We start from the raw sequence: 24071 nt of genomic DNA, 5'->3' as shown, positions 1-24071 counted from the left end.
TTCAACCGCGTTTGAGACGCGCCGGCTGAAGTTCCGCCCAGCCCTCGCCGCCGGACAGCTCGTCGGCCAGGATCTCGGCGGTGACGGGGCCCAGGGTGAAGCCCTGATGCCCATGCCCGAAATGCCCCCAGAGGTTCGGCTGGTCGGGAATCCGCCCCACCACGGGCAGCATGTCGGGCATGCAGGGGCGGCGGCCGGTCCAGGGTTCGGCCTCGACCGCGGCGCCCACGTCGAACAGCTCGCGCGCGGCCTTCTCGCCGTGGCGCAGCTGCGGGGGCGAGAGGCGGGGATGCGGGGTCAGCTCGGCGGCGGTGGCGATGCGCAAGCCCCGGCGCATGGGCGACATCACCACCGAGTTGCCGAAATCGGCGATCGGGTGATGGGGCGGCAGTTCCATGTGGTAATGCTTGTGATAGCCGCGCTTGAAGACCATCGGCACCTTCAGCCCGAAGCGCTGCGTCAGCATCGGAGACCAAGGCCCGAGCGCGATGACGGCATGTTCGCCCACAGCCTCGTCCGCGCGCCAGCCCGCGCCGTGGCGGTGCAGATCGCCCGCATCGCCGTTCACGATCCGACCGCCGTTCTTCTGGAAGAGCGCCGCATAGCTGGCGACCAGACCGCCCGGATCGGCACAGTTCCAGCTGTCGGACCAATGGGTCGCGCCCTCGACCTCGGTGCGAATCGAGGGTTCCATCGCGCGCAGTTCGGCCCCGGTCATCAGCCGCGCCTGCACGCCGAATTCGGTGGCGAAGCGCTCGGCGGTCTGGCGGGCCTTGTCCATGCGGGCGGGGGTGCGGTGGATCTCGATATAGCCGTTGCGGCGGATGATATTGTCGGCGCCCGAGGCGGCGATCAGCGGCGCGTGGCGGTCGGTCGATTGCCGGATCAGCTTGCCCCAGGTGACCGAGGCGCGCCTGTGGGCCGCGGGCCGGGAATTCCAGGCATAGGTCGCGACCGCGCCCAGCTGCGACAGCAGGCCCTGCGGCGTCCATTTCACGTCATAACCGCGCCCCATGGCGATCTGCAGCAGGGCGCCGGGGGCCAGCGGCATGGCGTAGGGCTCGACCGCCTCGGTCTGGATCAGCCCGGCATTGCCATAGCTGGTTTCCCGCCCCGGCACGCCGCGTTCGACGATGGTGACGTCATGGCCGCGCGCCTGCAGCGCCAGCGCCGTCGAGACGCCCACCATTCCCGCACCCAAAACCAGAACCTCGGCCATCGCTGCCCCCGTGACTGACAATGGGTCAGAGATGCAGACATTCCCGGCATCCGGCAAGATTTATCGGGGGTTCTTCGACACCCTGCCAAATCTTTGCAAGATTCAGGCGAAAAGCTCGCGGCAGAAGGTCAATCCTTCGACCAGCGCGTCCACTTCTGCCTGCGTGTTGTACATCCCGAAACTGGCCCGGGCGCTGGCGGTGACGCCCATGAACTCCATCAGCGGCATGGCGCAATGGCTGCCCGCGCGCACGGCGATGCCCTTCTTGTCGAGGATGGTCGAGATGTCATGTGCATGCGCCCCCTCCATCGTCATCGAGAAGATCGCGCCCTTGTCCGCCGCGTCGCCGTGGATCTGCAGCCAGTTGAGGCTGCGCAGCCGGTCGCGGGCATAGTCGCGCAAGGCGCGTTCATGGGCGGCGATGTTGTCCATCCCCAGCTCCATCATGTAGTCCAGCGCGGCGCCCAGGCCGATCTGGTTCACGATGCCCGGTGTGCCTGCTTCGAAGCGCAGCGGCGGATCGGCATAGGTGATCACGTCGCGGCCCACGGTGCGGATCATGTCGCCGCCACCCATGAAGGGGCGCATCTGGGCCTGACGGTCGGCCCGGATCCAGATCGCGCCCGAGCCGGAGGGGCCATAGAGCTTATGCCCGGTGATGCAGTAGAAATCCGCACCGAGCGTCGACAGGTCGACCCGCATATGCACCGCCGCCTGCGATCCGTCCACGACCAGCGGCAGGTCGGTGCCCGCGCGGATCGCGGCGATGTCCACCACCGTGCCGGTGACGTTCGACATGTGGGTGACCGCGATCATCTTCGTGCGCGGGGTGATCGCGGCCAGCACCTTTTCGGCGGGCAGGCTGCCATCGGGCTCGGGTTCGACCCAGTTCAGGACCACCCCCTGCCGCTCGCGCAGGAAATGCCACGGCACGATGTTGGCGTGATGCTCCATGACCGACAGCAGGATCTCGTCGCCCGCCTGCAGGCGCGGGGCGGCCCAGCCATAGCTGACCATGTTCAACGCCTCGGTCGAACCGGAGGTGAAGATCACCTCGTCCTCGCGCGGGGCGTTCAGGAAGCGCGCGATGGTGGCCCGGACCCGTTCGTAATTGTCGGTGGCCAGGTTCGACAGGTAATGCAGGCCCCGATGGACATTGGCATATTCGCCCTCATAGGCGCGGCTGATCGCGTCGATCACCACGCGGGGCTTCTGGGCGCTGGCGCCATTGTCCAGATAGACCAGCGGCTTGCCGTTCACCTGCCGCGACAGGATCGGGAAATCGGCCCGGACGGCCTCGACATCAAAGCTCATTGCGGCATCTCCGGCATGAGGCCAAGCGCGGCCATGAGGAAGGACAGCACGAAACCCATCACCAGCAGCGTGCCGAACATCACCAACAGCACCTTGGGCCCGCTGGTGAAGCCGTGCAGGGTCTTGGTGAACTGGACCGTCAGCCACAGGAACATCGCGATGGCCAGGATCCCCAGGATGCCCGCCGCGGCCGGCAGCACCAGCGACAGCACGATCTGGACCGCCTGCACGATCAGCAGGATGACCTCGATCCAGACGGTCAGCAGCAGCGCGTCGGCGAAGCGCCCCGTGCCGCCGAACATGCGCCCGACACTGGTCATCAGCCCGGCGCCCAGCACGATGGCCACCAGCTGCAACCCGGCCAGCACCAGGGGCTGCTCGCTGATCGAAAAGACGGTCGCCGCCTCGCCCTCGGGCACCGGGAAGATCAGCGTCGAGGCATAGGCCATCAGACCCGACAGCGAGACCGCCAGAAACAGCGCCATCCAGCGCAGCTGCATCGGCCATCCTTGCCCGATCAGCAGCGCGGCGGCGGCCTGGGGGTCGCGCAGGGTCTGCCCGACCAGCGCCTTGAAATCGTCAAACGTCATGTGCGTCTTGCCAACGCCGCGATCCCGGCGCCCCAGATGATGAAAAATCCCAGGCCCGCGACGGTGCGGGTCAGGGTCAGTGCGGCGGAGGGACCGATCAGCCCCGCCACCATCCCGGCCAGCAGCGTCGCCGGAGAGGCCGCCAGCAGCGCCCAGAACAGCGCCAGCCGGGCATGGCGCGGGTCCAGCCGCCACGGCGTCGCCCGCGACAGGATCGACGTCAGCCCGGCCATCGCATAGGCCAGCAGCGGCATCATGAAGATCGTGCCCATCGCCGCCCCGGCGATCCGGGCGTCCAGCGGAACCGAAGGGTCCAGCTGCGCCGCCCGGGCCAGTCCCGGCGCCTGCCCGATCAGCGTGATCAGCATGGCCAGCATCAGCACGACCAGCAGCACCCGGTCGGGCATCCCTGACAGGCCCCGCACCACCCGGCGCGGCGCCCACCAGCTCTCCAGCACGCGCAGCACCATGCCGCCGCGCGGGCGGCCTAGTTCAGCGGTTGATCGGTCAGCCACGCGTCCAGCCGTTCGTTGATCTCGTCCCGCAGGCTTTCATCCTCGACCTCTGCCAGCGCATCGGCCAGGAAGGACAGCACCAGGAACACGATGGCCCGGTCGCGCGGCACCCCGCGAGAGCGCAGGTAGAACAGCGCCTCGTCGTCGATCGCCCCGGTGGTCGAGCCATGCGAGCATTTCACGTCGTCGGCATAGATCTCCAGCTCGGGTTTGGCCAGGAACTGACTGGCCTCGTCCAGAAGCAGCGCCTGGCTGATCTGGTAGCCGTCGGTCTTCTGCGCGCCCTGCTTGACCAGGATCTTGCCTTGGAACACGCCGGTCGCGCCGTTGCGAAGCACTTTCTTGAAGACCTGGCGGCTTTCGCCGCGCAGCCCCGCATGGGTGATGAAGACCGTGTCGTCGTGGTGGAACGGCCCGACATGGCCGTCGCCCATCACCGCCGCCGCGACATGGGCCACGGCATCGTCGCCGACCATGTCGATGACCGCCTCGTGCCGCATCTGGCGCCCGTTCACGGCGAGGGTGAAGCTTTTCAGCGACGCCTCGTCCAGGACGCGCGCGAACAGGTGCGACAGCCCGACCTTGGGATCGTTGGCCCGCTTGGCGGCGATGTGGTGCAGCTTGGCACCCGGCGCCAGATCCGCCTCGATCACGCCGTTCGAGCGCGCGCCGATGGTGCCGCTTTCCAGCAGCGTCAGCTCGGCGCCCGCCTCGACACGGATGACATGGTGCCAGACCGCATCCGCCGCATCCGTGCCGCGCCGGTGCAGCACATGCACGGGCTTCGAAGGGGTGCCGGTCACGCGGATCAGCAGCCCGTCGCGGGCGGCGGCGGTATTGAGCACCGCGAAGGGACGGCGGACCGGGGACTGGCCCGCAGCCTCCAGCGTGCCGTAGAGGTCTTCGGCCCAATGGCCCGCACCGGCGTCCGCCAGCGAGGTGATCTCGACACCGTCCAGCGCCGGATCGTCCGAGGCGGCGGCATCAAAGACGCCATCCACGAAGACCAGCGTCAGCGTGTCGCGCGCCGCGAACAGGGGCGATTCCGGGCCGCCGACGATGGGCAGGGCCTGCGCCTCGGGGGCGTTGAACGGGCGCGGATCGGTATAGCGCCAGTATTCGTCGCGGGGCGCGGGCAGGCCCATGGCGCGCAGCCGCGCCAAGGCATCGACCCGCGCCGCCACGGCAAAGCCGTCGCGCGGCAGATCAAGAGCGGCCAGACGCGCCTCCAGCGCATCCGCCGCCTTGGGCGGGCCGCTGACCTGCGGGGTCACCTCGTCGATGGGTTTGACAGCCAGATCGGACATCAGCCGGCCTCCGCCAGAAGATCGCCATAGCCGTTCTCTTCGACTTCCAGCGCCAGTTCCGGGCCGCCCGACTTGATGATCCGGCCATTGGACAGGATGTGCACGACGTCCGGCTTGATGTGATCCAGCAGGCGCTGGTAATGCGTGATGACCAGGAAGCTGCGGTCGGGGCTGCGCAGCGCGTTCACGCCATCCGCCACCAGCCGCATCGCGTCCACGTCCAGACCGCTGTCGGTCTCGTCCATGATGCACATGCGCGGCTCCAGCATGGCCATCTGCAGGATCTCGTTGCGTTTCTTCTCGCCGCCCGAGAAGCCCACATTGACCGGACGCTTCAGCATGTCGGGGCTGATCTGCAGATCGGCCGCCTTGGCGCGCACGACCTTGAGGAACTCGCCCGCGGTCAGCTCGGCCTCGCCGCGCGCTTTCCGCTGCGCATTCACGGCCGTGCGCAGGAAGGTCATGTTGCCGACGCCGGGGATCTCGACCGGATACTGGAAGGCCAGGAACAGGCCCGCCGCCGCCCGCACCTCGGGGTCCATGTCCAGCAGGCTGGCGCCGTCCAGCGTCGCCTCGCCCTCGGTCACGACATAGCCGTCGCGGCCCGACAGGACATAGGACAGGGTGGACTTGCCCGATCCGTTCGGACCCATGATCGCATGGACCTCACCGGCGGGCACCTCCAGCGTCAGGCCCTTCAGGATGGCCTTGTCCTCGTCCTCAAGTTTCACATGCAGGTTGTTGATGTTCAGCATAATATCCTCAAACGGCGAAAGCGCCGCAGGGGCGCCGTGATGGGGGTGCGGCCGGGCACAGGGGCCCGGCCGAAGGGGATCAGCCGACCGATCCCTCCAGCGAGATCGCGACCAGAGCCTGCGCTTCCATGGCGAATTCCATGGGCAACGCCTGCAGGACCTCGCGGCAGAACCCGTTGACGACCAGCGCCACGGCCTCTTCCTCGTCCATCCCGCGCGAGCGGCAGTAGAACAGCTGGTCGTCATCGACCTTGCTGGTCGTCGCCTCGTGCTCGACCCGGCTCGAGTTGTTCTTGACCTCGATATAGGGGACCGTATGCGCCCCGCACTTGTCGCCGATCAGCAGGCTGTCGCATTGGGTATAGTTGCGGCTGTTCGTGGCGCGCGGATGCATCGACACGAGGCCGCGATAGGTGTTCTGCGCCTGCCCCGCCGAGATGCCCTTGGACACGATCCGCGACCGGGTGTTCTTGCCCAGATGGACCATCTTGGTGCCCGTGTCGGCCTGCTGCCAGTTGTTGGCGATCGCGATGGAATAGAACTCGCCCTGGCTCTCGTCGCCGCGCAGGATGCAGGAGGGGTATTTCCACGTGATCGCCGACCCGGTCTCGACCTGCGTCCACATCACCTTGGCCCGTGCCTCGCGGCAATCGGCCCGCTTGGTCACGAAGTTGTAGATGCCGCCCTTGCCGTTCTCGTCGCCCGGAAACCAGTTCTGGACGGTCGAGTACTTGATCTCGGCATCCTCCAGGATCACCAGCTCGACCACAGCCGCGTGCAGCTGCGTCGTGTCGCGCTTGGGCGCGGTGCAGCCTTCCAGATAGCTGACCGAGGCGCCCTTGTCGGCGATGATCAGCGTGCGTTCGAACTGGCCGGTATTCTCCGCATTGATGCGGAAATAGGTCGACAGCTCCATCGGGCATTTCACGCCGGGCGGGATGTAGACGAAGGACCCGTCCGAAAAGACCGCGCTGTTCAGCGTGGCGAAGTAGTTGTCGGATTGCGGCACGACCGTGCCCAGGTATTTCTTCACCAGCTCGGGATGCTCGCGGATCGCCTCGCTGATGGAACAGAAGATGACCCCGGCCTTGGCCAGTTCGTCCTGGAAGGTCGTGCCCAAGCTGACGCTGTCGAAGACCGCGTCCACGGCAACCTTGCGGCCCTCTGCAGGAGCGTTCTCCGCCCCCTCGACGCCCGCCAGGATCATCTGCTCGCGCAGCGGGATGCCCAGCTTGTCATAGGTGGCCAGCAGCTTGGGATCGACCTCGTCCAGGGACTTGGGCTTTTCCTCCATGCTTTTCGGGCGGGCATAGTAATACTGGTCCTGATAGTCGATGACCGGATAGTTCAGCATCGCCCATTTCGGTTCCGTCATGGTGACCCACCGGCGATAGGCTTCCAGCCGCCACTCGGTCATCCATTCCGGCTCTTTGTTCTTGGCCGAGATCAGACGGACGATATCCTCGTTCACGCCCTTGGGGGCGTAGTCCATCTCGATCTCGGTATTCCAGCCGTATTTGTAGCTGCCCATGTTCTGCACGGCCTCGACCGTTTCGCGGTCGACGCCTTCGCGCACATCAAGATCGGTGGCTTCCGTCATCGTTCATCCTTCCTCGGTGCTCGGCCGTATCGCCGGACCAGTCCTGTCGCGCCAGCGTGAATACGCCTTTTCCCACGCATCCGCAAATCGGTTGATCTGATCATCGCCCAAAGTCGGGCTTATCGAGATCCGGATCGCGGATTGCGAAAGCTGATCGTCGAACCCCATGGCCTGCAAAGCGCCACTGGCCCGGACCTTTCCCGACGAGCAGGCCGAGCCTGCCGAGATCGCAAATCCGGCCAGATCCATCTGCATGACCTGGGTTTCGCCCTTCCATCCCGATGTAAGAAGGCAGGTCGTGTTCGGCAAGCGCCGCGCCGCCTTTCCGGCGATCACCGCCTCGGGCGCAATGTCGCAGAGCCGGGCCTCCAGCGCGTCGCGGCGCTGCGCGACCTGATCCCAGACCCCGGCTTCCAGGTCGCGCTGCGCGGCCGCGGCGGCGGCGGCGAAGGCCAGGATGCCGATCAGGTTCTCGGTCCCCGCGCGGCGGCCCTGTTCCTGCCCGCCGCCCCGGATCAGCGCGGGGATCTCGGTGCCCTTCCTCAGGACCAGCGCGCCGATGCCCTTGGGACCGCCCAGCTTGTGTGCGCTGACGAAGCCCGCCGTCAGGCCCAGCCAGTTGAAGGCGAAGGGCACCTTGCCGAAGGCCTGCGTCAGGTCGCTGCTGTGCAGCCCCTGCGGCAGGTCCTGCATCACGCCCGTCTCGTTGTTGGCCAGCTGCAGGCTGGTCCGCGCGGGGTCGGTCACCGTCACGATGCCGTCGCGGTCCACGGGCAGGACCGGGTCGCACCAGACCTTGATGGCGCTGTGCTCGGTCGGCGCGCAGAGGTATCCGCCCTGCCCCAGCACCATCGACGCGGCCTCGGTCGTGCCCGAGGTGAAGACCAGATCGGCCCCCTCGGCCCCCAGGGCCGCCGCGATCTGCTCGCGCGCGCGTTCCAGCGCCATCTTGGCCGCCCGCCCCTCGGCATGGACCGAGGAGGGGTTGCCCGACAGCTCCAGCGCCTCGATGATCGCCTCCTTGACCTCGGGGCGCAGGGGCGTGGTGGCGTTCCAGTCCAGATAGGTTCTCATGCCAGCTCCCTCGCGATGCGGGCGGCCAGCCGGGCGGCGACGGCATCCTTGCCCATGCGCGGCCAGTCCTCTGGCCCCTGGTCGGTGATCAGCGTCACCGCATTCTCGGTCCCGCCCATGATGCCGGTGGCGGGGCTGACATCGTTGGCCACGATCCAGTCGCAGCCCTTGCGCAGGCGCTTGGCGGTGGCGTGCGCGGTGACGTCCTGCGTCTCGGCGGCAAAGCCCACCACCAGGCGGGGGCGCTGCGGGGCGTGGGACAGCCATGCCAGGATATCGGGGTTCTCGGCCATCTGCAGGTTGGGCAGATCGCCGGTCTTCTTCATCTTCTGATCGCTGCCGTTCACCACACGCCAGTCGGCCACCGCCGCCGCCATGACCGCCGCATCGGCCGGCAGCGCCGCCTCGACCGCCGCGCGCATCTGCTCTGCGGTCTCGACCCGGATCACCTGCGCACCCGCAGGCACAGGCACGCTTGCAGGCCCGGTCACGAAGCTGACCCGCGCCCCCAGATCGCGCAAGGCGGCGGCGATCGCCGTCCCCTGCGCGCCAGACGAGCGGTTGGCCAGATAGCGCACCGGGTCGATCGGCTCATGCGTGGGCCCCGAGGTCACGATCACATGCCGCCCGGCCAGCGGCCCCGGCTCCAGTGCCGCGCGGATCGCGGCCAGGATCGCCTCGGGCTCGGCCATGCGGCCCGTGCCGTATTCGCCGCAGGCCATGTCGCCGTCATCGGGGCCGACCGTCAGCACGCCATCCCCCTGCAGGACCGCCAGATTGCGCCGCGTGGCGGGATGACCCCACATGCGGACGTTCATCGCGGGCGCGATCAGCACCCGCTTGTCGGTGGCCAGCAGCAGGGTCGAGGCCAGATCGTTCGCCAGCCCCCCCGCCATCTTGGCCATCAGATCGGCGGTGGCGGGGGCCACGACGACCAGATCGGCCTGCCGCGACAGCTGGATATGGCCGATCTGCGCCTCGGAATCGCGGTCCCACAGCGTGTCATGGACCGGTTCTCCGGCCAGCACCGACAGGGTCATGGGCGTGACGAACTGTGCGCCCGAGGCGGTCAGCACCGGCGTGACCGCCGCGCCCGATGCCCGGATCAGCCGCACCAGCTGCGGGATCTTGTAGGCGGCGATCCCGCCCCCCACGATCAGCAATATCCGCCTGCCCTGCATGAGGCCCCCTCTGTCTGCGACCCAGATAACCCCGACGCCCCCCTGCCGCAAGGAAAGCCCGAGGTTAACCTTTCCTTAAACCCGCCGCGTTAACCATTTGCGGGATCAGCAAGGGGCAGCCATGGTCGCCATCGCCTATTCCGTGGCCTTCGAGGGGGTCGAGGCCCGCCTCGTCGAGGTGCAATGCGCCGTCTCTGCCGGCCTGCCCGGCTTTTCCATCGTGGGCCTGCCCGACAAGGCGGTCAGCGAGGCGCGCGAACGGGTCCGTGCGGCCTTCGGGGCGCTGGCCATCGCGCTGCCGAACAAGCGCCTCACCGTGAACCTGTCGCCTGCCGACCTGCCCAAGGAGGGCTCGCATTTCGACCTGCCCATCGCGCTGGCGGTGCTGGGCGCGCTGGAGATCCTGCCCGCCGAGGAACTGGCCCGCCACGTCGCCCTGGGAGAGCTGGCGCTGGACGGGCGGCTGGTCGCGGTCGCGGGTGCCCTGCCCGCCGCCCTGGCCGCCTCCGAGGAGGACCGCGCGCTCATCTGCCCCTGCGCCTGCGGTCCCGAGGCGGCCTGGATCGACCAGATCGCGGTCTTCGGCGCCGACACGCTGCGCGCCGTCATCGACCACCTGACCGACCGCCAGCCCCTGACCCCCGCCCGCCCCGGGGCGCTGCTGGACACCCCCGATCCGCTCTGCCTGACCGACGTGAAGGGCCAGGAACGGGCCAAGCGCGCGCTCGAGATCGCCGCCGCGGGCCGCCATCACCTGCTGATGATCGGCCCGCCGGGCGCGGGCAAGTCCATGCTGGCCACCCGCCTGCCCGGCCTGATGCCGCCCCTGTCGGCGCGCGAGGCGCTGGAGACCTCGATGATCCATTCGGTCGCGGGCCTCCTGACCGACGGCGCCATCTCGCGCCGCGCGCCCTTCCAGGACCCCCACCACACCGCCTCGTCCCCCGCCATCGTCGGCGGCGGTCCCAAGGCGCGGCCCGGGCAGATGAGCCTGGCCCATAACGGCGTGCTGTTTCTGGACGAGTTGCCGGAATTCCCCCGCCAGGTGCTGGAGACGATGCGCCAGCCCATCGAGACGGGCGAGGTCGTGGTGTCGCGCGCGTCGGCCCATCTGCGCTATCCCTGCCGGTTCCTGCTGGTGGCGGCGGCCAATCCCTGCCGCTGCGGCTATCTGGCCGATCCCGCGCGGGCCTGTTCGCGCGCGCCGGCCTGCGGCGACAGCTATCTGGGCCGGATCTCGGGCCCGCTGATGGACCGGTTCGATCTGCGGCTGGAGGTGCCGGGCGTCAGCCTGCAGGACATGGACCTGCCGCCCTCGGGCGACAGCTCGGCCACGGTGGCGGCGCGGGTGGCCGAGGCGCGGCAGATCCAGGCTCGGCGCTATCGCGCCTATCCCGGCGTACGTGTCAATGCCGAGGCCTCGGGGCCGCTGCTCGACAGCATCGCCGCCCCGGATGCCGAGGGGCGGGCGCTGATCCTGGCGGCGTCCGAGAGGCTGGGCCTGACGGCGCGGGGCTACCACCGCATCCTGCGCAGCGCCCGGACCATCGCCGATCTGGACCATTCGGAGAAGGTGCTGACGCGGCATCTGGCCGAGGCGATCAGCTATCGCCTGCCGTTCCTGTCGGGCGGGTGATGGGGAGCAGGCTTGGGCCAAGGCGGGTTTTAGGCGACGTCGCTTGTCAGACAGACATCACAAGGTAAAAATGCGCGATGCAAGCCCGGGGGCGGAGGCGAAGGCCTGTCCGGCACGCCTTCCGGCCAGCAGCTCTCGGCAGTCGGTAAGCCGGTAACAGCCGCAGGCAACTGGTACGTCGGTCTCCGCCGAGGGCAGCCCTTCGGCAGAGACCGAACCGATCCTCGCTGCCATTGCCTCCCTGCAACAGCCATGACCGCCGAACATTCGACCTTTCGCGACGCCAATCGCGTTTGTCAGGACAGGCGACGCCTGTGAGGCCAACCGCGATGCGCCGGATGCCACGACACTCCGCACAGGGTCAGCCCTTCTCGGCCACCCGTCGCTCGATCGCCTGCCACAGGGCCTCGGCGGCATTGATGCCGTCGAAGCGCTCCAGCTCCTGGATGCCGGTGGGCGAGGTGACGTTGATCTCGGTCAGCCAGCCGTCGATCACGTCGATGCCGGCGAAAATGAGGCCTTTCTCGCGCAGGACCAGACGCAGCCGGCCGCAGATCTCGCGCTCGCGCTCGGTCAGGCCGATCTTTTCGGCCCGGCCCCCGACATGCATGTTGGACCGCGCCTCGCCCTTCTGCGGCACGCGGTTGATGGCGCCCACCGGGTCTCCGTCGACAAGGATGATGCGCTTGTCGCCCTTGACCACGGCGGGTAGGTATTTCTGCGCGATCATCGGCTCGCGGTTGATCCCCGCGAAGGTTTCCAGCAGTGCCGAGAGGTTGGGATCGCCGGGCCGCAGGTGGAACACCCCGGCCCCGCCATTGCCATAGAGCGGCTTGACGATGATCTCGCCATGCCGCGCCCGGAACGCCTTGAAGGCGGCGGGATCGCGGGCGATCATCGTCGGTGGCGTCAGGTCCGGAAAGTCGAGGACCATCAGTTTTTCGGGACAGTTCCGGACCCAGAACGGATCGTTCACGACCAGGGTGCCGGGATGCACCCGGTCTAGAAGATGGGTCGAAGTGACATAGCCCATGTCGAAGGGCGGATCCTGACGCAGCCAGACCACGTCGAAATCGCCGACCTCGACCTCGGCCCAGTCCCCGAAGGTCACATGATCGCCCTGTTTGCGGCGCAAGCTGACCGGCCTGCCGCGCGCGATGACGCGCCCTTCGTCATAGCGCAGCTGTTCGACCGTATACTGGAACAGGCGATGCCCGCGGGCCTCGGCCTCCAGGCCGATGCGGAAGGTGCTGTCGGCGTCGATCGAGACATGCTCGATCGGGTCCATCTGCAAGGCGACGTAAAGGCTCATCCCGCGCTCCTGAATTTCGGCCCCGTTGTGGCCCGAGCAGGACAGGGATGCAAGCCTGCAGGATCAGACCTCGCCGAAGGCATTCTCGATCAGGTCGACCCGTCCCAGCGCGTCGACCAGCGCCGCATCGAAGCGCATCGAGACCAGCCCCAGACCGTGCAGGTCGCAATATTCGCAGGCGGCCTGAGTGATCCGGCGCATTTGGGCGGGCAGCAGCCTTTCGGCGGCCGCCGCATGGGTGGCGGAGGACTTGACCTCGACGAAGACCAGATCCTCACCCTCCTGCAGGATCATGTCGATCTCGCCCGCGCGGCCCCGCCAGCGGCTGGCCAGCAGGCGGGCGCCGCGCCGCTGATAGAGGCGCAGCACATTGTCCTCGGCCATCAGGCCGGACAGGGCCGCGCGCCGACCGCGCCGTTGGCGGGCCGGGCTGGGCGCGGGGACGACGGTCGAAGGACGCGCCCAGGGGGTCAGAACGTTCCGGTCCGCGACTTGTGCCATTGTTCCTCCATCGGACCGCCACCGGTCCCCTCTAGCTGTCATCCGCCAATCCCAGGGCGCGCTGATAGACGTCGCGCTTGGGCAGGCCCAGGTCCTCTGCCGCCGCGCGGGCGGCGTCCTTGACCGACATCGTGCGCAGATGCCCCAGCAGCACCTGGTCCAGACGATCCTCGTCCACCTCGACCGCCGAGGGACGGTCGAGCACCATCACCACCTCGCCCTTCAGCGTGGCCATGCGGGGATCCGCGGCCAGCTCGGCGGCCGTTCCTCTGATCACCTCCTCGAACTTCTTCGTCAGTTCCCGCGCCACCACCGTAATGCGATTCGGATCAATGTCGCACAAGTCATCTAATGTTCGGTTAACGCGCCTGGGGCTTTCGAACAGGATCAGCGTGGAATCGACCGCCAGCCAGCGTCGCAGCCAGGTCAGGCGCGCGGCCTTGGTGGGCGGGGGAAAGCCCAGGAACAGGAAGCGGTCGCTGGGCAGGCCCGCGAGGCTCAGCGCGGCCAAGGCGGCCGAGGGCCCAGGCAGCGCGTGAACGCGCGCGCCGGCCTGGGCTGCGTCGAGTGCAAGGCGATAGCCGGGATCGGCCACCAGCGGCGTGCCCGCATCCGAGCAATAGGCGACGCTGCCCCCTTCGGCCAGCGCGGCCAGCAGCGCCGGGCGGGCGCGGTCGCCGTTGTGGTCGTGATAGGCCAGGATACGGCGCCCGCGCAGCGGGATGCCGTGGATGTCCATCAGGTGGCGCAGCACGCGCGTGTCCTCGGCGGCCAGATGGTCGGCGCTGTTGAGCACGTCCAGCGCCCGCAGCGTGATGTCGCGCGCCGCCCCGATCGGGGTGGCGACCAGATAAAGGCCGGGCTCCAGCCGCGCGGCCTCGACATGGGCGGTCAGGCGGCGGGGCGGCTCGGCATCGGGTCGGTCGTGGCGGTCGGTCATCCTGCCTCCGTTCGGCACCGGTCGCGGGCCGGCGCTGATTGCCAATCGCGGGCGCAGGCCATAGGCTTGCCGGCAGCCACACGCGTCATCTCACACTGCAGGGAAGTTTCACATGTCAGCCTCCGCCACAACCCGGCCTTCCTTGGGCCGGCCTGCCACGGGTCTGCCCACGGGCCTGCGCCATGCCCTCGCCCGGACCGCCGCGGTCGTCTCGGCCCTGTTCTTGGCCGCCTGCGACCCTGGGGCCGGCAGCCAGCAGGCTAGCGGTCCCGAGATCGGCCCGCTGATCGATCCCTCCGAGCCGGTGCGGGTGGCCCTGCTGGCGCCGGCGGGCACCGGGTCGCAGGATCTGGAATGGCTGGCGCGCAGCCTCAAGAACGCCGCGCGGATGGCGGCGGGCGATGCCCAGGGCGCGACCATCGACCTGCGGGTCTATGACAGCGGCGCCTCGACCGAAAGCGCCGTGGCACAGGCCAATGCGGCCGCCGATGCGGGGGCGCAGATCATCCTGGGGCCGCTTTTCGCCGATGGTGCGAATGCCGTGGGCAATGCCATGATGCCGCGCAACATCAATGTGCTGACCTTCTCCAACAACGCCCAGATCGCGGGCGGCAACGTCTTCATCCTGGGCAACAGCTTCGAGACCATCGCGGACCGGCTGGTCGATTACGGCATGAGCCAAGGCAAGCGCAACGTCCTGGTCGTGGCCGAGGATGACGTCGCGGGCCAGCTGGGCGGCCGCGCGATCGAGACCGCCATCGCCCGCAACGGCGCCCGCATGGCCGGGCGCGTCAACCACCCGGTCTCGATCAGCGGGATCGACGGGGTGACCCCGCGGATCACCGAAGCCGCGCAGTCGGGCGGGGTGGACGCGGTCTTCATGACCGCCAACAACCAGGCCGTCCTGCCCTATCTGACCGAACAGCTGGCCGAGGCGGGCGTCCGCTCTCCGGGCATCCAGATGATGGGCCTGACGCGGTGGGACCAGCCGGGCGCGCGCCTCGGCCTGCCGCAACTTGCCGAGGGCTGGTTCGCCCTGCCCGACCAAGGCCTGCAGCGCCAGTTCGAGGCGCGCTATGCCCAGGCCCATGGCGAGGCGCCCCATCAGCTGGCCTCGCTGGCCTATGACGGGGTGGCGGCCATCGCCTCTCTGGCCCGCGACGGGCGGCGCAACGCGCTGACCACCTCGGGCCTGACGCAGCGCGCGGGCTTCACCGGCGTCGGCGGCATCTTCCGCCTGCAGCGCGACGGCACGATCCAGCGCGGGCTGGCGGTCGGCACGATCCGCGACAACCAGCTGGTCGTGCTGGACCCCGCCCCGCGCACTGCGCGCGGCCTGGGCTCCTGATCCGCTCGGAGACGCAGGGCCAGATGACCGCGACCGCTTCCTTCCTGACCCGGACCGATCTTGATCCCGCCCGGCTGCTGGACCATCTGGACCGGCAGCTGGAGGCGTGCCAAGACCCCAAGGAGGTCCGCGCCCGCACCGTGGCCTTCCTGGGACTGGCCCGGCACGAGGGCATGGCCGCCATCGAGGCCGCCTTCGCCACCCATCCCCGGGCGGCGCGGGAGACCGTGCGCGCCATCTCGGGGCTGACCGATGCGCTGGTGACGGCCATCCACCATGTCGCGACCACCCGTCTGCATCCCCAGCAGTCGCATTCCGAGACCGAGCGTCTGGCCGTGCTGGCCGTCGGCGGCTATGGCCGGGCCGAGATGGCGCCCGCCTCGGATGTGGACCTGCTGTTCCTGACCCCTTGGAAGATCACCGCATGGGCGGAAAGCGTCGTCGAATCGATGCTGTACATGATGTGGGACCTCAAGCTGAAGATCGGCCATTCGATCCGCAGCGTCGACGACTGCCTGCGCTTGGGCGCCGCCGACATGACCATCCGTACCTCGCTGGTGGAACATCGCCTGGTCACCGGCCACGCGCCTCTGGCCGAGGAGCTGCGCCACCGGCTGTGGACGGAGCTTTTCGCCCAGACCATCCCCGAATTCGTCGAGGCGAAGCTGGACGAGCGCGCCGCCCGCCACACCCGGCAGGGCGGCCAGCGCTATGTGCTGGAGCCCAACGTCAAGGAGGGCAAGGGGGGCCTGCGCGACCTGCAGACGCTCTACTGGATCGCCAAGTATATCCACCGCGTCGACCGCGCGGTCGAGCTGGTCGATCTGGGCGTCTTCTCGCGCGAGGAGCATCTGTCCTTCTGGCAGGCCGAGGATTTCCTCTGGGCGGTGCGCAGCCACCTGCACCTGATCGCCGGGCGGCCCGTGGACGTGCTGTCCTTCGACATGCAGGTCGAGGTGGCCCGGCGCATGGGATATGCCGACACCGCCGCCCGCCGCGCGGTCGAGTACTTCATGCAGGACTATTTCCGCCACGCCACCCGCGTGGGCGAGCTGACCCGCGTCTTCCTGACCGAGCTGGAGACCCGCCATGTCCGCGCGGCGCCCTTCCTGGGCCGCATCTTCCGCCGGCGCCGCAAGATGCGCGCGGGCTTCGTCGACCAGCAGGGCCGCCTGTCCTATGCCGACGAGGCGCAGTTCCTGTCCGATCCGCTGAACATCCTGCGCCTGTTCGAGGAGGCGCTGCGCAACTCGATCCTGATCCATCCCGACGCGATGCGACTGGTGGCGGCGAACCTGCATCTGGTCGACGCCTCGGTGCAGTCCGACCCCGAGGCGATCCGCATTTTCATGGATCTGCTGCTGCGCCACGGAAACCCCGAACGCGCCCTGCGCCGCATGAACGAGCTGGGCGTGCTGGCCGCCTTCATCCCGGAATTCGAACCGGTCGTGGCGATGATGCAGTTCAACCTGTATCATCATTACACGGTCGACGAGCATTCCATCCAATGCGTCGCCGCCCTGGCCGAGATCGAGCGCGGAGAGCATCCGGCCGACCTGCCCTTGTCCAGCGGGATCATCGAATCCGGGGTGAACCGCCGCGTCCTTTATCTGGCGACGCTGCTCCATGACATCGGCAAGGGCCGGCCCGAGGATCACTCGATCCTGGGCGCGCGCATCGCCCGGCGGATCGCCACGCGGTTCGGCTTTGCCCAGGACGACATCGACACGGTGGAATGGCTGGTGCGCCATCACCTGCTGATGTCGGACGTGGCGCAGAAGCGCGACATTTCCGACCCCCGCACGCTGCGCGACTTCGCCAAGGCGGTGAAGACCCGCAAGCGGCTGGACATGCTGCTGGTGCTGACGGTCTGCGACATCCGCGGCGTGGGCCCGGGCACCTGGAACAACTGGAAGGCCGCGCTGCTGCGCCAGCTGCACCGCGAGACCGCCGCCGCCCTGGAAAACGGCCTGGAAGAGCTGAACCGCGACCGCCGCCATGCCGAGGCGAAACGGTCCCTGCGCCACATGCTGATCGCCAAGGGATGGGAGCCCCGCGCCATCCGCGCCGAACTCGGCCGCCATTACGATGCCTATTGGCCGGGCCTGCCCACGCAGACGCAGGTCGTCTTCGCGGATCTGCTGTCGGGCATCGGCCCCGACGAGATCCGCATCGACCTGCGCGCCGATCCCGACCGCGATGCGACCCGCACCGCCTTCGTGCTGTCGGATCATCCGGGCATCTTCTCGCGGCTGGCCGGCGCGCTGACGCTGACCGGGGCGAACGTGGTGGACGCGCGCACCTACACGACGCGCGACGGCTATGCGACGGCGGTCTTCTGGGTGCAGGACGCCGAGGGCCGGCCCTTCGCCGAGGACCGCCTGCCCAAGCTGCGCCAGACCATCCTGCGCACGCTGGCCGGCGAGATCGTCGCCCGCGAGGCCTTTGCCAGCCGCGACAAGCCCAAGAAGCGCAACCGCGAGTTCAAGTTCCCGACCCATATCATCTTCGACAACGAGGGCAGCGACATCTATACCATCATCGAGGTGGACACCCGCGACCGCCCCGGCCTGCTCTATGACCTGACCCGCGCCATGGCCGCGAACCACATCCAGATCGTCAGCGCCGTGATCGCCACCTATGGCGCGCAGGTCGTCGACAGCTTCTACGTTAAGGACATGTTCGGGCTGAAGCTGCACAGCCTGTCAAAGCGCGACATGCTGGAAAAGAAGCTGCGCGCGGCGATCGCCGAGGGCGTCAAGCGGGCCGAGGCTGAGCAGGGATAACCTTGCTGGACCCCAACCGGCGGGTCCATTCCCGGTCACGCCACATCAAAGCACACCGCCTCATGCCACACCGACGCCAACCGCATCACATCACATCAGGCTCTGACGGGTCACAACGAAACGACGTGCGCAGCGACGCGCCAGATATGAACGGGCAAGCATGAAGACCGGACTTGTGCGGGGGTTCCTCTCGGTGGGGCTCTGGACGCTGATCTCGCGGGCCTCGGGCTTCGTGCGCGACATCCTGATGGCCGCCTGGCTGGGCACGGGGGCGGTGGCCGAGGCCTTCCTGATCGCCCTGTCCCTGCCCAACATGTTCCGCCGCTTCTTCGCCGAGGGCGCGTTCAACACCGCCTTCATTCCGATGTTCTCGAAGAAGCTGCAGGATGCCGAGGACGCGCAGCGTTTCGCGCGCGAGGCCTTCTCGGGGCTGTTCCTGACGGTGCTGGCGCTGTCGGCGGTGGCGATGATCTTCATGCCGGGGCTGGTCTGGCTGATGGCCTCGGGCTTTGCCGGCGACGCGCGCTTCGATCTGGCGGTGACCTATGGGCGGATCACCTTTCCCTATATCCTGCTGATCTCGATGGCCTCGATGATCTCGGGCGTGCTGAACGCGCATGGCCGCTTCACGGTGGCCGCCGCCGCGCCGGTGCTGCTGAACCTGCTGTTCATCGCGGCGATGGGCTTGGGGCGCTGGCAGGGCTGGGATCTGGGCCTGACGCTGGCCTGGGCCACCCCGGTCACCGGCGTGGCCCAGCTGGCGCTGGTCTGGTGGGACGCCCGGCGGACGGGATACACCTTCTGGCCCCGCCGCCCGCGCCTGACCCCCGACATGCGCCGTCTGGTGGCTGTGGCCCTGCCCGCGGCCTTCGCGGGCGGCGTCGTGCAGATCAACCTGCTGGTGGGTCGTCAGGTCGGATCGCGCTTCGAGGGGGCGATCGCCTGGCTGTCCTATTCCGACCGGCTCTATCAGCTGCCGCTTGGCGTGGTGGGCGCCGCCGTGGCCGTGGTGCTGCTGCCCGAGCTTGCCCGCCGCATCCGGGCCGAGGATCACGCGGGCGGCCAGTCCGCCTATTCCCGCGCGACCGAGTTCGGGCTGTTCCTGACCCTGCCCGCCGCCTTCGCCATCGCGGTGATCGCCGAGCCGATGGTCTCGACCCTGTTCGAGCGTGGCGCCTTCACGGCCTTCGACACGCAGCAGACGGCGGCTGCGCTGACGGTCTATGCGCTCGGCCTGCCGGCCTTCGTGCTGCAGAAGATCCTGCAGCCCCTGTATTTCGCGCGAGAGGACACGCGCACACCCTTCCGCTTCGCGGTCGTGTCGATGGTGGTGAATGCGGTCGCGGCCTTCGGGCTGATGCCCTGGCTGGGCTTCCTGGCCGCGGCGCTTGGCACCACCATCGCCGCCTGGATCATGGTGGCGCAGCTCTGGTGGGGCACCCGCGCCATGGGCCAGGCGGCGCGCGCCGATGCCCGGCTGCGCAGCGCCTTCCCGCGCATCCTGGCGGCCTCGGTGCTGATGGCGGGCGCCCTCTGGGCGATGCGCGCGGCGCTGGAGGCCGCGGGCACCGGGCGCGGGCTGGGACTGGCGATCCTAGTCTTCGGTGGCGCGGCGGTCTATTTCGCGCTGGCCTTCGTCATCGGCGGCTATCGCCCGTCGGAACTGAAGGCGGCGGTCCGGCGCGGCTAGCGCTGCCGGATCTGCGCGAGGGCCCGCCGGGCACCCCCGTCCACCAGCAGGAAGGACAGCGCGAAGCCGCAGGCAAAGCCCGCGATCTCGGCGATCCAGCCGGGGCCGGTGCCGCCGAAGACCAGCCCGAAGACCAGCTGGAAGGCCAGAAGGATGCCGATCAGCGTGAAGGCCCGCATCCGGTTCGCGTTCTGCGCCGCCAGCCGCGTCCACAGCAGGAAGGTGAAGGCGCCCACGAAGCCGTAGACCGCCGGATAGCCGCCGATCAGCGGCGCCGCCCGCACGCCCAGCCACGGCACGATCGCCGCATAGACCAGCGCGCCCCCGATCGCCGATCCGAAGAACAGCGCCAGCAGCGCCCAGGGGCGGAAGCTGTGCGCGATCATGTTGCCAAGCGCCAGCGTGAAGACCACCACGAACAGCGCATGCATCAGCGACACATGCACGAAGCTGAAGCTGAAGGCGCGGTACAGCTGGTCCAGGTCCAGCGCCCCCAGGGTCCAGACCCGCTGCGCCAGCTCGGGCGGAAAGGCGGTCAGGCGGATCGCGGACAGCCGCATCCCCACCCCCTCGGCGCCGCCGATGAAGCCCGCGGTGCCCAGGGCGAACAGCGCCTCGGACGCGATCGCGGGCAGGGCCAGCAGCCAGATCACGGGCGGCAGCGGGTTCAGCGGGGATTCGGTGAGGCCGGAGCGCATGGGGTTTCCAGTTCGGGTTCGGGGATGGTTGCGAAGGCTGCCCCCACCCGCTAAGCCACGGGCCAGGAAATTCCAAGGCAGGCCGCTCATGTCCGATCCGATCAATGCCCCGTTCCGCCCGCGCATCTTCTCGGGGATCCAGCCCTCGGGCGGGCTGACGCTTGGCAATTATCTGGGCGCGCTGAAGCGTTTCGCGGCGCTGCAGGGCGGCGAGGCCGAGACGGTCTATTGCATCGTCGACCTGCACGCGATCACCGTCTGGCAGGACCCCGAGGTTTTGCGCGGGCGCATCCGCGAGGCGGCGGCGGCCTTCATGGCCTCGGGCGTGGATCCGGCGCAATCTATCCTGTTCAACCAGTCCCAGGTCAGCGCCCATGCCGAAATGGCGTGGCTGTTCAACACCGTGGCACGCGTGGGCTGGATGTACCGGATGACCCAGTTCAAGGACAAGGCGGGCAAGAACAGCGAGAACGCCAGCCTTGGGCTTCTGGCCTATCCGGCGCTGATGGCCGCCGACATCCTGACCTATCAGGCGACCGCCGTGCCGGTGGGCGAGGATCAGAAGCAGCATCTGGAACTGACCCGCGACATCGCCGCCAAGTTCAACCACGATTACGGCGTCACGCATTTCCCGATCACCGAGCCGCTGATCGAGGGCGTGGCCACCAAGGTCATGTCCCTGCGCGATGGCAGCAAGAAGATGTCGAAATCCGACCCCTCGGATGCGAGCCGGATCAATCTGACCGACGATGCCGACACCATCGCCCAGAAGATCCGCAAGGCGCGCACCGATGCCGAGCCCCTGCCCGGCCAGATGGAGGGTCTGAAGGACCGCCCCGAGGCGAGGAACCTGGTCAACATCTATGCCGCCCTGACCGAGGAGACCCCCGACCAGGTGCTGGCCCGGTTCGAAGGCCAGGGCTTTGGCGCCTTCAAGCCTGCTCTGGCCGAGGTCGCGGTCGAGGCGCTGTCGCCCATCACCCGCCGCATGGCCGAATTCATGGCCGATCCCGCCCAGATCGACGCGGTGCTGGCCGACGGCGCCGATCGCGCGGCGGCGGTGGCGACTCCGATCCTGGACCGCACCAAGGACATCATGGGCCTGCTGCGCACCCGCGGGTGAACCACCCCTGACACGGCACTGACAGCCGCGCGACCGACTGCCGGTCCGCGCGCGCCATCGGCTGCGCGCCCGGGCCGGCGCGGCGCTCGCTTGGAGTGACGTGCCGGTTCAACCCTGACGGCATCCCCGACCCCCTGATTCCCTCGCGCCGCGCGCTGTCCCAACCGGGACGGGTTTTCCTGACCTGCGCGCCCTCGGGACCGTTGGCCAGACTTGCGCGATGTGTAAAACGTACGGTTCAGTTTGTAAAATTACGGCAGGAGTTCTGCCTATTAATTAAGAAGATCAGCACCCCTTACCTGCTGAGAGGGAACAATACCTCCTCCGCGATAAGTAAGATTTTATAATAATACATTGTATTTATTTACTTTTGTTCTACGCATTTTGAGGGTTGTGCGTGTGACAGAGGCAAGACAGCACCCCGGGCATTCGTTAACTAACGATTGACAATGTGGGGTCATTCTTCCTAACACCTGTTAAAGAACAGCCCATGCGCACCACTTATTTCAAGGAGTACCGCGATGGCGGACATTGACGGAAACGACAACGTAAACAATGTGACTGTCAGCAATGCCACCGATGCCAACGGTGTGCCGCTGCGCGATCCCAATCAGGTCACGATCACGAAGGGCCCCGACGTCACCGTCTCGGGGATCGGCAGCGGGCACGATCGTGCCTTCTTCGATGTCAACCTGGAAGATGCCAGCGACAAGCTGGTCGGCCAGAACATGAACTGGATCGATGACAGCCAGGGCGTCCGGGTCGCCTTCGACGACATCGACATGGGTCGCGGCGACGATACCGTCGAGCTGTTCCGCAGCGCCTTCGACAATATCCAGATGGGCGGCGGGAACGACGAACTGGTGCTGGACCATTCCGGCGGCAGTCACGTCGACATGGGAAAGGGACATGACGAAGTCAGTCTTGGCAACATCACCCCCAATGTGACCCTGTCCGATGCCGAACTGGCGCAGAAGGACCCCAACCATCCGATGGTGATCGACGGCGGCGACGGCGTCGACACGCTGAACCTGCAGGGCCCCTGGACCCTGACGCTGGAACATGGCAGCGTCTGGATCGATACCGACGGCAACGGCGTCGGCGATCTGGAGACCAACGTCTTCTCCAATGAGGATGTCGCGAAGATCGTCAGCCCGCTTCCGAAAACGCTGAATGGCACCGTCCAGTTCAAGGATGATGTCAAGGTCAAGTTCCAGAACTTCGAGAAACTCGAGGTGATCTGCTTCACCGCCGACACGCTGATCGACACGCCCACGGGCAAGGTCGCGGTGCAGGATCTGCGCGAGGGCGATCTGGTCACGACCCGCAACGGCGCCCGCCCGATCCAGTGGATCGGCAAGCGCAAGCTGGACTCGATCGACCTGGCCGGCAATCCCAAGCTGATGCCGATCCGCGTCCCCGCCGGTGCCTTCGGCAACGGCATGCCGACCCGCGATGTCAGCTTCTCGCCGCAGCACCGGGTCGTGGTCCGCTCGACCATCGCCGAGCGCATGTTCGGCAGCGCCGAGGTTCTGGTCTCGATCAAGCAGCTGGTCGGCGTGAACGGCATCGATGTCGACGGCGATGTGCGCAGCGTGCAGTATTTCCACATCATGCTGGACGAGCACCAGATCCTGTCGGTCGAGGGGATCGAGGCCGAAAGCCTCTATCCGGGCCGCCAGGCGATCAGCTTCCTGAACGAGGACCAGCTGCGCGAGATCCGGGAGATCTTCCCGAACCTCGACGATCTGGTCGAAGCCGACCACCCCGCAGCCTCGGCCCTGCCCTTCCTGAAGGGGCGCGAAAGCCGGACCCTGGCTGCCCGCCACGCCAAGAACGATCGGCCGCTCTACGCGTAAGATTTTCATATAACCTTATGGAAAGGCCCACTTTGCTGCTGAGGCAAGGTGGGCTAATTTTTGGACATGAGCATCGAAACAACCCTCCCCGCCTCAACGCTCCGCAAGATCTCGGTCCAGTTCGGCAAGGATGCCATCGACTTGGACAGGATCCTGCCGCTGGCCCGCCAGCTGCACAAGGAAAGCATGTTCTCCGACATGCCCTTCGACCAGCCGCAGCTGGAAAAGGTCATCAGTGACCTGAAGGCCGAGACCGGCTTCCATGGCTCGGTCTATATCGAATTCGAGGGAGAGCCGGTGGCTTTCGCCTATTTCTACTTCTCGCCGCTGATGGGCAGCCGCCAGACCTGGGTGACGATCATGCACACGGTCTATGTCCGCAGCGACATCCGCTCGACCGAGATCGGCAGCTATGTCTGGCAGCGGATCATGCTGGCGGTGCGTGGCTGGTCGGCGCCGCGCGGATCGAAGGGCATCATGTTCAACGTCGTCTCCGGCATCGCGATGGAGGAGACCGACCTGGTGCTGCGGTCGAACGGGGCGACGCATCTGGGCGGGAACTACTTCATGCGGCTCTAGGCGCGCCTGCCGCCTTTGCACGTCACGCCCAGTCCCGGAACGAT

20 protein-coding genes are annotated in these 24071 nt (G+C 67.8%); 7 read left to right on the top strand and 13 right to left on the bottom strand.

Features of this window, described 5'->3' with window-relative positions; all coding sequences use genetic code 11:
• Nucleotide 1 precedes the first annotated feature (1 nt).
• From FA743_RS00695 to coaBC, 9 genes are all read right to left on the bottom strand, one after another.
• Nucleotides 2–1219, bottom strand: coding sequence for an NAD(P)/FAD-dependent oxidoreductase (locus FA743_RS00695; protein ID WP_136883967.1), 1218 nt, complete (start codon nucleotides 1217–1219; stop codon nucleotides 2–4).
• Between the two features lie 102 nt (nucleotides 1220–1321).
• Nucleotides 1322–2533 carry an aminotransferase class V-fold PLP-dependent enzyme gene (locus FA743_RS00690; RefSeq protein ID WP_136883966.1) on the bottom strand — a complete coding sequence of 404 codons (1212 nt, stop codon included), beginning with the start codon at nucleotides 2531–2533 and terminating at the stop codon, nucleotides 1322–1324.
• On the bottom strand, nucleotides 2530–3123 hold the full coding sequence (locus FA743_RS00685) for a Yip1 family protein (RefSeq protein WP_136883965.1): 594 nt from the start codon (nucleotides 3121–3123) through the stop codon (nucleotides 2530–2532). The genes FA743_RS00690 and FA743_RS00685 overlap by 4 nt, the downstream gene beginning before the upstream one ends.
• Nucleotides 3120–3638: a hypothetical protein gene (locus FA743_RS00680; protein ID WP_246054758.1), complete on the bottom strand. Its 519-nt coding sequence runs from the start codon at nucleotides 3636–3638 to the stop codon at nucleotides 3120–3122. The genes FA743_RS00685 and FA743_RS00680 overlap by 4 nt, the downstream gene beginning before the upstream one ends.
• A complete protein-coding gene (locus FA743_RS00675; protein ID WP_136883964.1) occupies nucleotides 3611–4945 on the bottom strand; it encodes a SufB/SufD family protein in 1335 nt (444 codons plus the stop codon). Before FA743_RS00675 ends, FA743_RS00680 begins: the two co-directional genes overlap by 28 nt.
• Nucleotides 4945–5700 (bottom strand): Fe-S cluster assembly ATPase SufC, encoded by a 756-nt coding sequence (sufC, locus tag FA743_RS00670; RefSeq protein WP_136883963.1) that lies wholly within the window; start codon nucleotides 5698–5700, stop codon nucleotides 4945–4947. Before sufC ends, FA743_RS00675 begins: the two co-directional genes overlap by 1 nt.
• 79 nt (nucleotides 5701–5779) lie before the next feature.
• On the bottom strand, nucleotides 5780–7300 hold the full coding sequence (sufB, locus tag FA743_RS00665; RefSeq protein ID WP_136883962.1) for a Fe-S cluster assembly protein SufB: 1521 nt from the start codon (nucleotides 7298–7300) through the stop codon (nucleotides 5780–5782).
• A gap of 3 nt (nucleotides 7301–7303) precedes the next feature.
• Complete coding sequence (locus tag FA743_RS00660; protein WP_136883961.1) at nucleotides 7304–8374, bottom strand: cysteine desulfurase family protein; 1071 nt, start codon at nucleotides 8372–8374, stop codon at nucleotides 7304–7306.
• Nucleotides 8371–9555: a bifunctional phosphopantothenoylcysteine decarboxylase/phosphopantothenate--cysteine ligase CoaBC gene (gene coaBC / locus FA743_RS00655; protein ID WP_136883960.1), complete on the bottom strand. Its 1185-nt coding sequence runs from the start codon at nucleotides 9553–9555 to the stop codon at nucleotides 8371–8373. Before coaBC ends, FA743_RS00660 begins: the two co-directional genes overlap by 4 nt.
• Nucleotides 9556–9676: 121 nt before the next feature.
• Between coaBC and FA743_RS00650 the strand changes: the two genes are divergently transcribed.
• On the top strand, nucleotides 9677–11191 hold the full coding sequence (locus tag FA743_RS00650) for a YifB family Mg chelatase-like AAA ATPase (protein ID WP_136883959.1): 1515 nt from the start codon (nucleotides 9677–9679) through the stop codon (nucleotides 11189–11191).
• Nucleotides 11192–11552: 361 nt separating this feature from the next.
• Here FA743_RS00650 and gshB read toward each other — a convergent pair whose 3' ends face one another.
• The 3 genes from gshB to rsmI form a co-directional block, all read right to left on the bottom strand.
• Nucleotides 11553–12503, bottom strand: a complete 951-nt coding sequence (gene gshB / locus FA743_RS00645) for a glutathione synthase (protein ID WP_136883958.1) — start codon at nucleotides 12501–12503, stop codon at nucleotides 11553–11555.
• A 63-nt stretch (nucleotides 12504–12566) separates the two neighbouring features.
• Nucleotides 12567–13004 (bottom strand): YraN family protein, encoded by a 438-nt coding sequence (locus FA743_RS00640; protein WP_136883957.1) that lies wholly within the window; start codon nucleotides 13002–13004, stop codon nucleotides 12567–12569.
• 31 nt (nucleotides 13005–13035) lie between these two features.
• Nucleotides 13036–13944, bottom strand: coding sequence for a 16S rRNA (cytidine(1402)-2'-O)-methyltransferase (gene rsmI / locus FA743_RS00635; RefSeq protein WP_136883956.1), 909 nt, complete (start codon nucleotides 13942–13944; stop codon nucleotides 13036–13038).
• Nucleotides 13945–14056: 112 nt separating this feature from the next.
• Here rsmI and FA743_RS00630 point away from each other — a divergent pair, with 112 nt between their 5' ends.
• From FA743_RS00630 to murJ, 3 genes are all read left to right on the top strand, one after another.
• Complete coding sequence (locus FA743_RS00630) at nucleotides 14057–15292, top strand: penicillin-binding protein activator (protein ID WP_136883955.1); 1236 nt, start codon at nucleotides 14057–14059, stop codon at nucleotides 15290–15292.
• A 23-nt stretch (nucleotides 15293–15315) separates the two neighbouring features.
• A complete protein-coding gene (locus tag FA743_RS00625) occupies nucleotides 15316–18078 on the top strand; it encodes a [protein-PII] uridylyltransferase (protein WP_136883954.1) in 2763 nt (920 codons plus the stop codon).
• Nucleotides 18079–18238: 160 nt separating this feature from the next.
• Entirely contained in the window at nucleotides 18239–19768 is a 1530-nt protein-coding gene (gene murJ, locus FA743_RS00620; protein WP_136883953.1) for a murein biosynthesis integral membrane protein MurJ, read from the top strand.
• Here murJ and FA743_RS00615 read toward each other — a convergent pair.
• Nucleotides 19765–20466 (bottom strand): rhomboid family intramembrane serine protease, encoded by a 702-nt coding sequence (locus tag FA743_RS00615; protein ID WP_136883952.1) that lies wholly within the window; start codon nucleotides 20464–20466, stop codon nucleotides 19765–19767. The genes murJ and FA743_RS00615 overlap by 4 nt on opposite strands.
• A gap of 88 nt (nucleotides 20467–20554) precedes the next feature.
• Here FA743_RS00615 and trpS point away from each other — a divergent pair, with 88 nt between their 5' ends.
• The 3 genes from trpS to FA743_RS00600 all read left to right on the top strand — a co-directional run bounded on the left by trpS (nucleotide 20555) and on the right by FA743_RS00600 (nucleotide 24027).
• A complete protein-coding gene (trpS, locus tag FA743_RS00610) occupies nucleotides 20555–21589 on the top strand; it encodes a tryptophan--tRNA ligase (RefSeq protein ID WP_136883951.1) in 1035 nt (344 codons plus the stop codon).
• Nucleotides 21590–22110: 521 nt separating this feature from the next.
• On the top strand, nucleotides 22111–23448 hold the full coding sequence (locus FA743_RS00605) for a Hint domain-containing protein (protein WP_136883950.1): 1338 nt from the start codon (nucleotides 22111–22113) through the stop codon (nucleotides 23446–23448).
• 66 nt (nucleotides 23449–23514) lie between these two features.
• Entirely contained in the window at nucleotides 23515–24027 is a 513-nt protein-coding gene (locus tag FA743_RS00600; RefSeq protein ID WP_136883949.1) for a GNAT family N-acetyltransferase, read from the top strand.
• Nucleotides 24028–24071: the final 44 nt, after the last annotated feature.

The sequence above is a fragment of the Paracoccus gahaiensis genome, from assembly GCF_005048225.1.
GTDB classification, from domain to species: Bacteria; Pseudomonadota; Alphaproteobacteria; order Rhodobacterales; family Rhodobacteraceae; genus Paracoccus; species Paracoccus gahaiensis.
This window is presented reverse-complemented; position numbering and strand designations above follow the sequence as displayed.

Excerpts from the sequence above, each read along its gene's own strand:
- FA743_RS00695 (WP_136883967.1), bottom strand. The coding sequence starts at position 1,219 with ATGGCCGAGGTTCTGGTTTTGGGTGCGGGAATGGTGGGCGTCTCGACG.
- FA743_RS00690 (WP_136883966.1), bottom strand. The coding sequence starts at position 2,533 with ATGAGCTTTGATGTCGAGGCCGTCCGGGCCGATTTCCCGATCCTGTCG.
- FA743_RS00685 (WP_136883965.1), bottom strand. The coding sequence starts at position 3,123 with ATGACGTTTGACGATTTCAAGGCGCTGGTCGGGCAGACCCTGCGCGAC.
- FA743_RS00675 (WP_136883964.1), bottom strand. The coding sequence starts at position 4,945 with ATGTCCGATCTGGCTGTCAAACCCATCGACGAGGTGACCCCGCAGGTC.
- sufC (WP_136883963.1), bottom strand. The coding sequence starts at position 5,700 with ATGCTGAACATCAACAACCTGCATGTGAAACTTGAGGACGAGGACAAG.
- sufB (WP_136883962.1), bottom strand. The coding sequence starts at position 7,300 with ATGACGGAAGCCACCGATCTTGATGTGCGCGAAGGCGTCGACCGCGAA.
- FA743_RS00660 (WP_136883961.1), bottom strand. The coding sequence starts at position 8,374 with ATGAGAACCTATCTGGACTGGAACGCCACCACGCCCCTGCGCCCCGAG.
- coaBC (WP_136883960.1), bottom strand. The coding sequence starts at position 9,555 with ATGCAGGGCAGGCGGATATTGCTGATCGTGGGGGGCGGGATCGCCGCC.
- FA743_RS00650 (WP_136883959.1), top strand. The coding sequence starts at position 9,677 with ATGGTCGCCATCGCCTATTCCGTGGCCTTCGAGGGGGTCGAGGCCCGC.
- gshB (WP_136883958.1), bottom strand. The coding sequence starts at position 12,503 with ATGAGCCTTTACGTCGCCTTGCAGATGGACCCGATCGAGCATGTCTCG.
- FA743_RS00640 (WP_136883957.1), bottom strand. The coding sequence starts at position 13,004 with ATGGCACAAGTCGCGGACCGGAACGTTCTGACCCCCTGGGCGCGTCCT.
- rsmI (WP_136883956.1), bottom strand. The coding sequence starts at position 13,944 with ATGACCGACCGCCACGACCGACCCGATGCCGAGCCGCCCCGCCGCCTG.
- FA743_RS00630 (WP_136883955.1), top strand. The coding sequence starts at position 14,057 with ATGTCAGCCTCCGCCACAACCCGGCCTTCCTTGGGCCGGCCTGCCACG.
- FA743_RS00625 (WP_136883954.1), top strand. The coding sequence starts at position 15,316 with ATGACCGCGACCGCTTCCTTCCTGACCCGGACCGATCTTGATCCCGCC.
- murJ (WP_136883953.1), top strand. The coding sequence starts at position 18,239 with ATGAAGACCGGACTTGTGCGGGGGTTCCTCTCGGTGGGGCTCTGGACG.
- FA743_RS00615 (WP_136883952.1), bottom strand. The coding sequence starts at position 20,466 with ATGCGCTCCGGCCTCACCGAATCCCCGCTGAACCCGCTGCCGCCCGTG.
- trpS (WP_136883951.1), top strand. The coding sequence starts at position 20,555 with ATGTCCGATCCGATCAATGCCCCGTTCCGCCCGCGCATCTTCTCGGGG.
- FA743_RS00605 (WP_136883950.1), top strand. The coding sequence starts at position 22,111 with ATGGCGGACATTGACGGAAACGACAACGTAAACAATGTGACTGTCAGC.
- FA743_RS00600 (WP_136883949.1), top strand. The coding sequence starts at position 23,515 with ATGAGCATCGAAACAACCCTCCCCGCCTCAACGCTCCGCAAGATCTCG.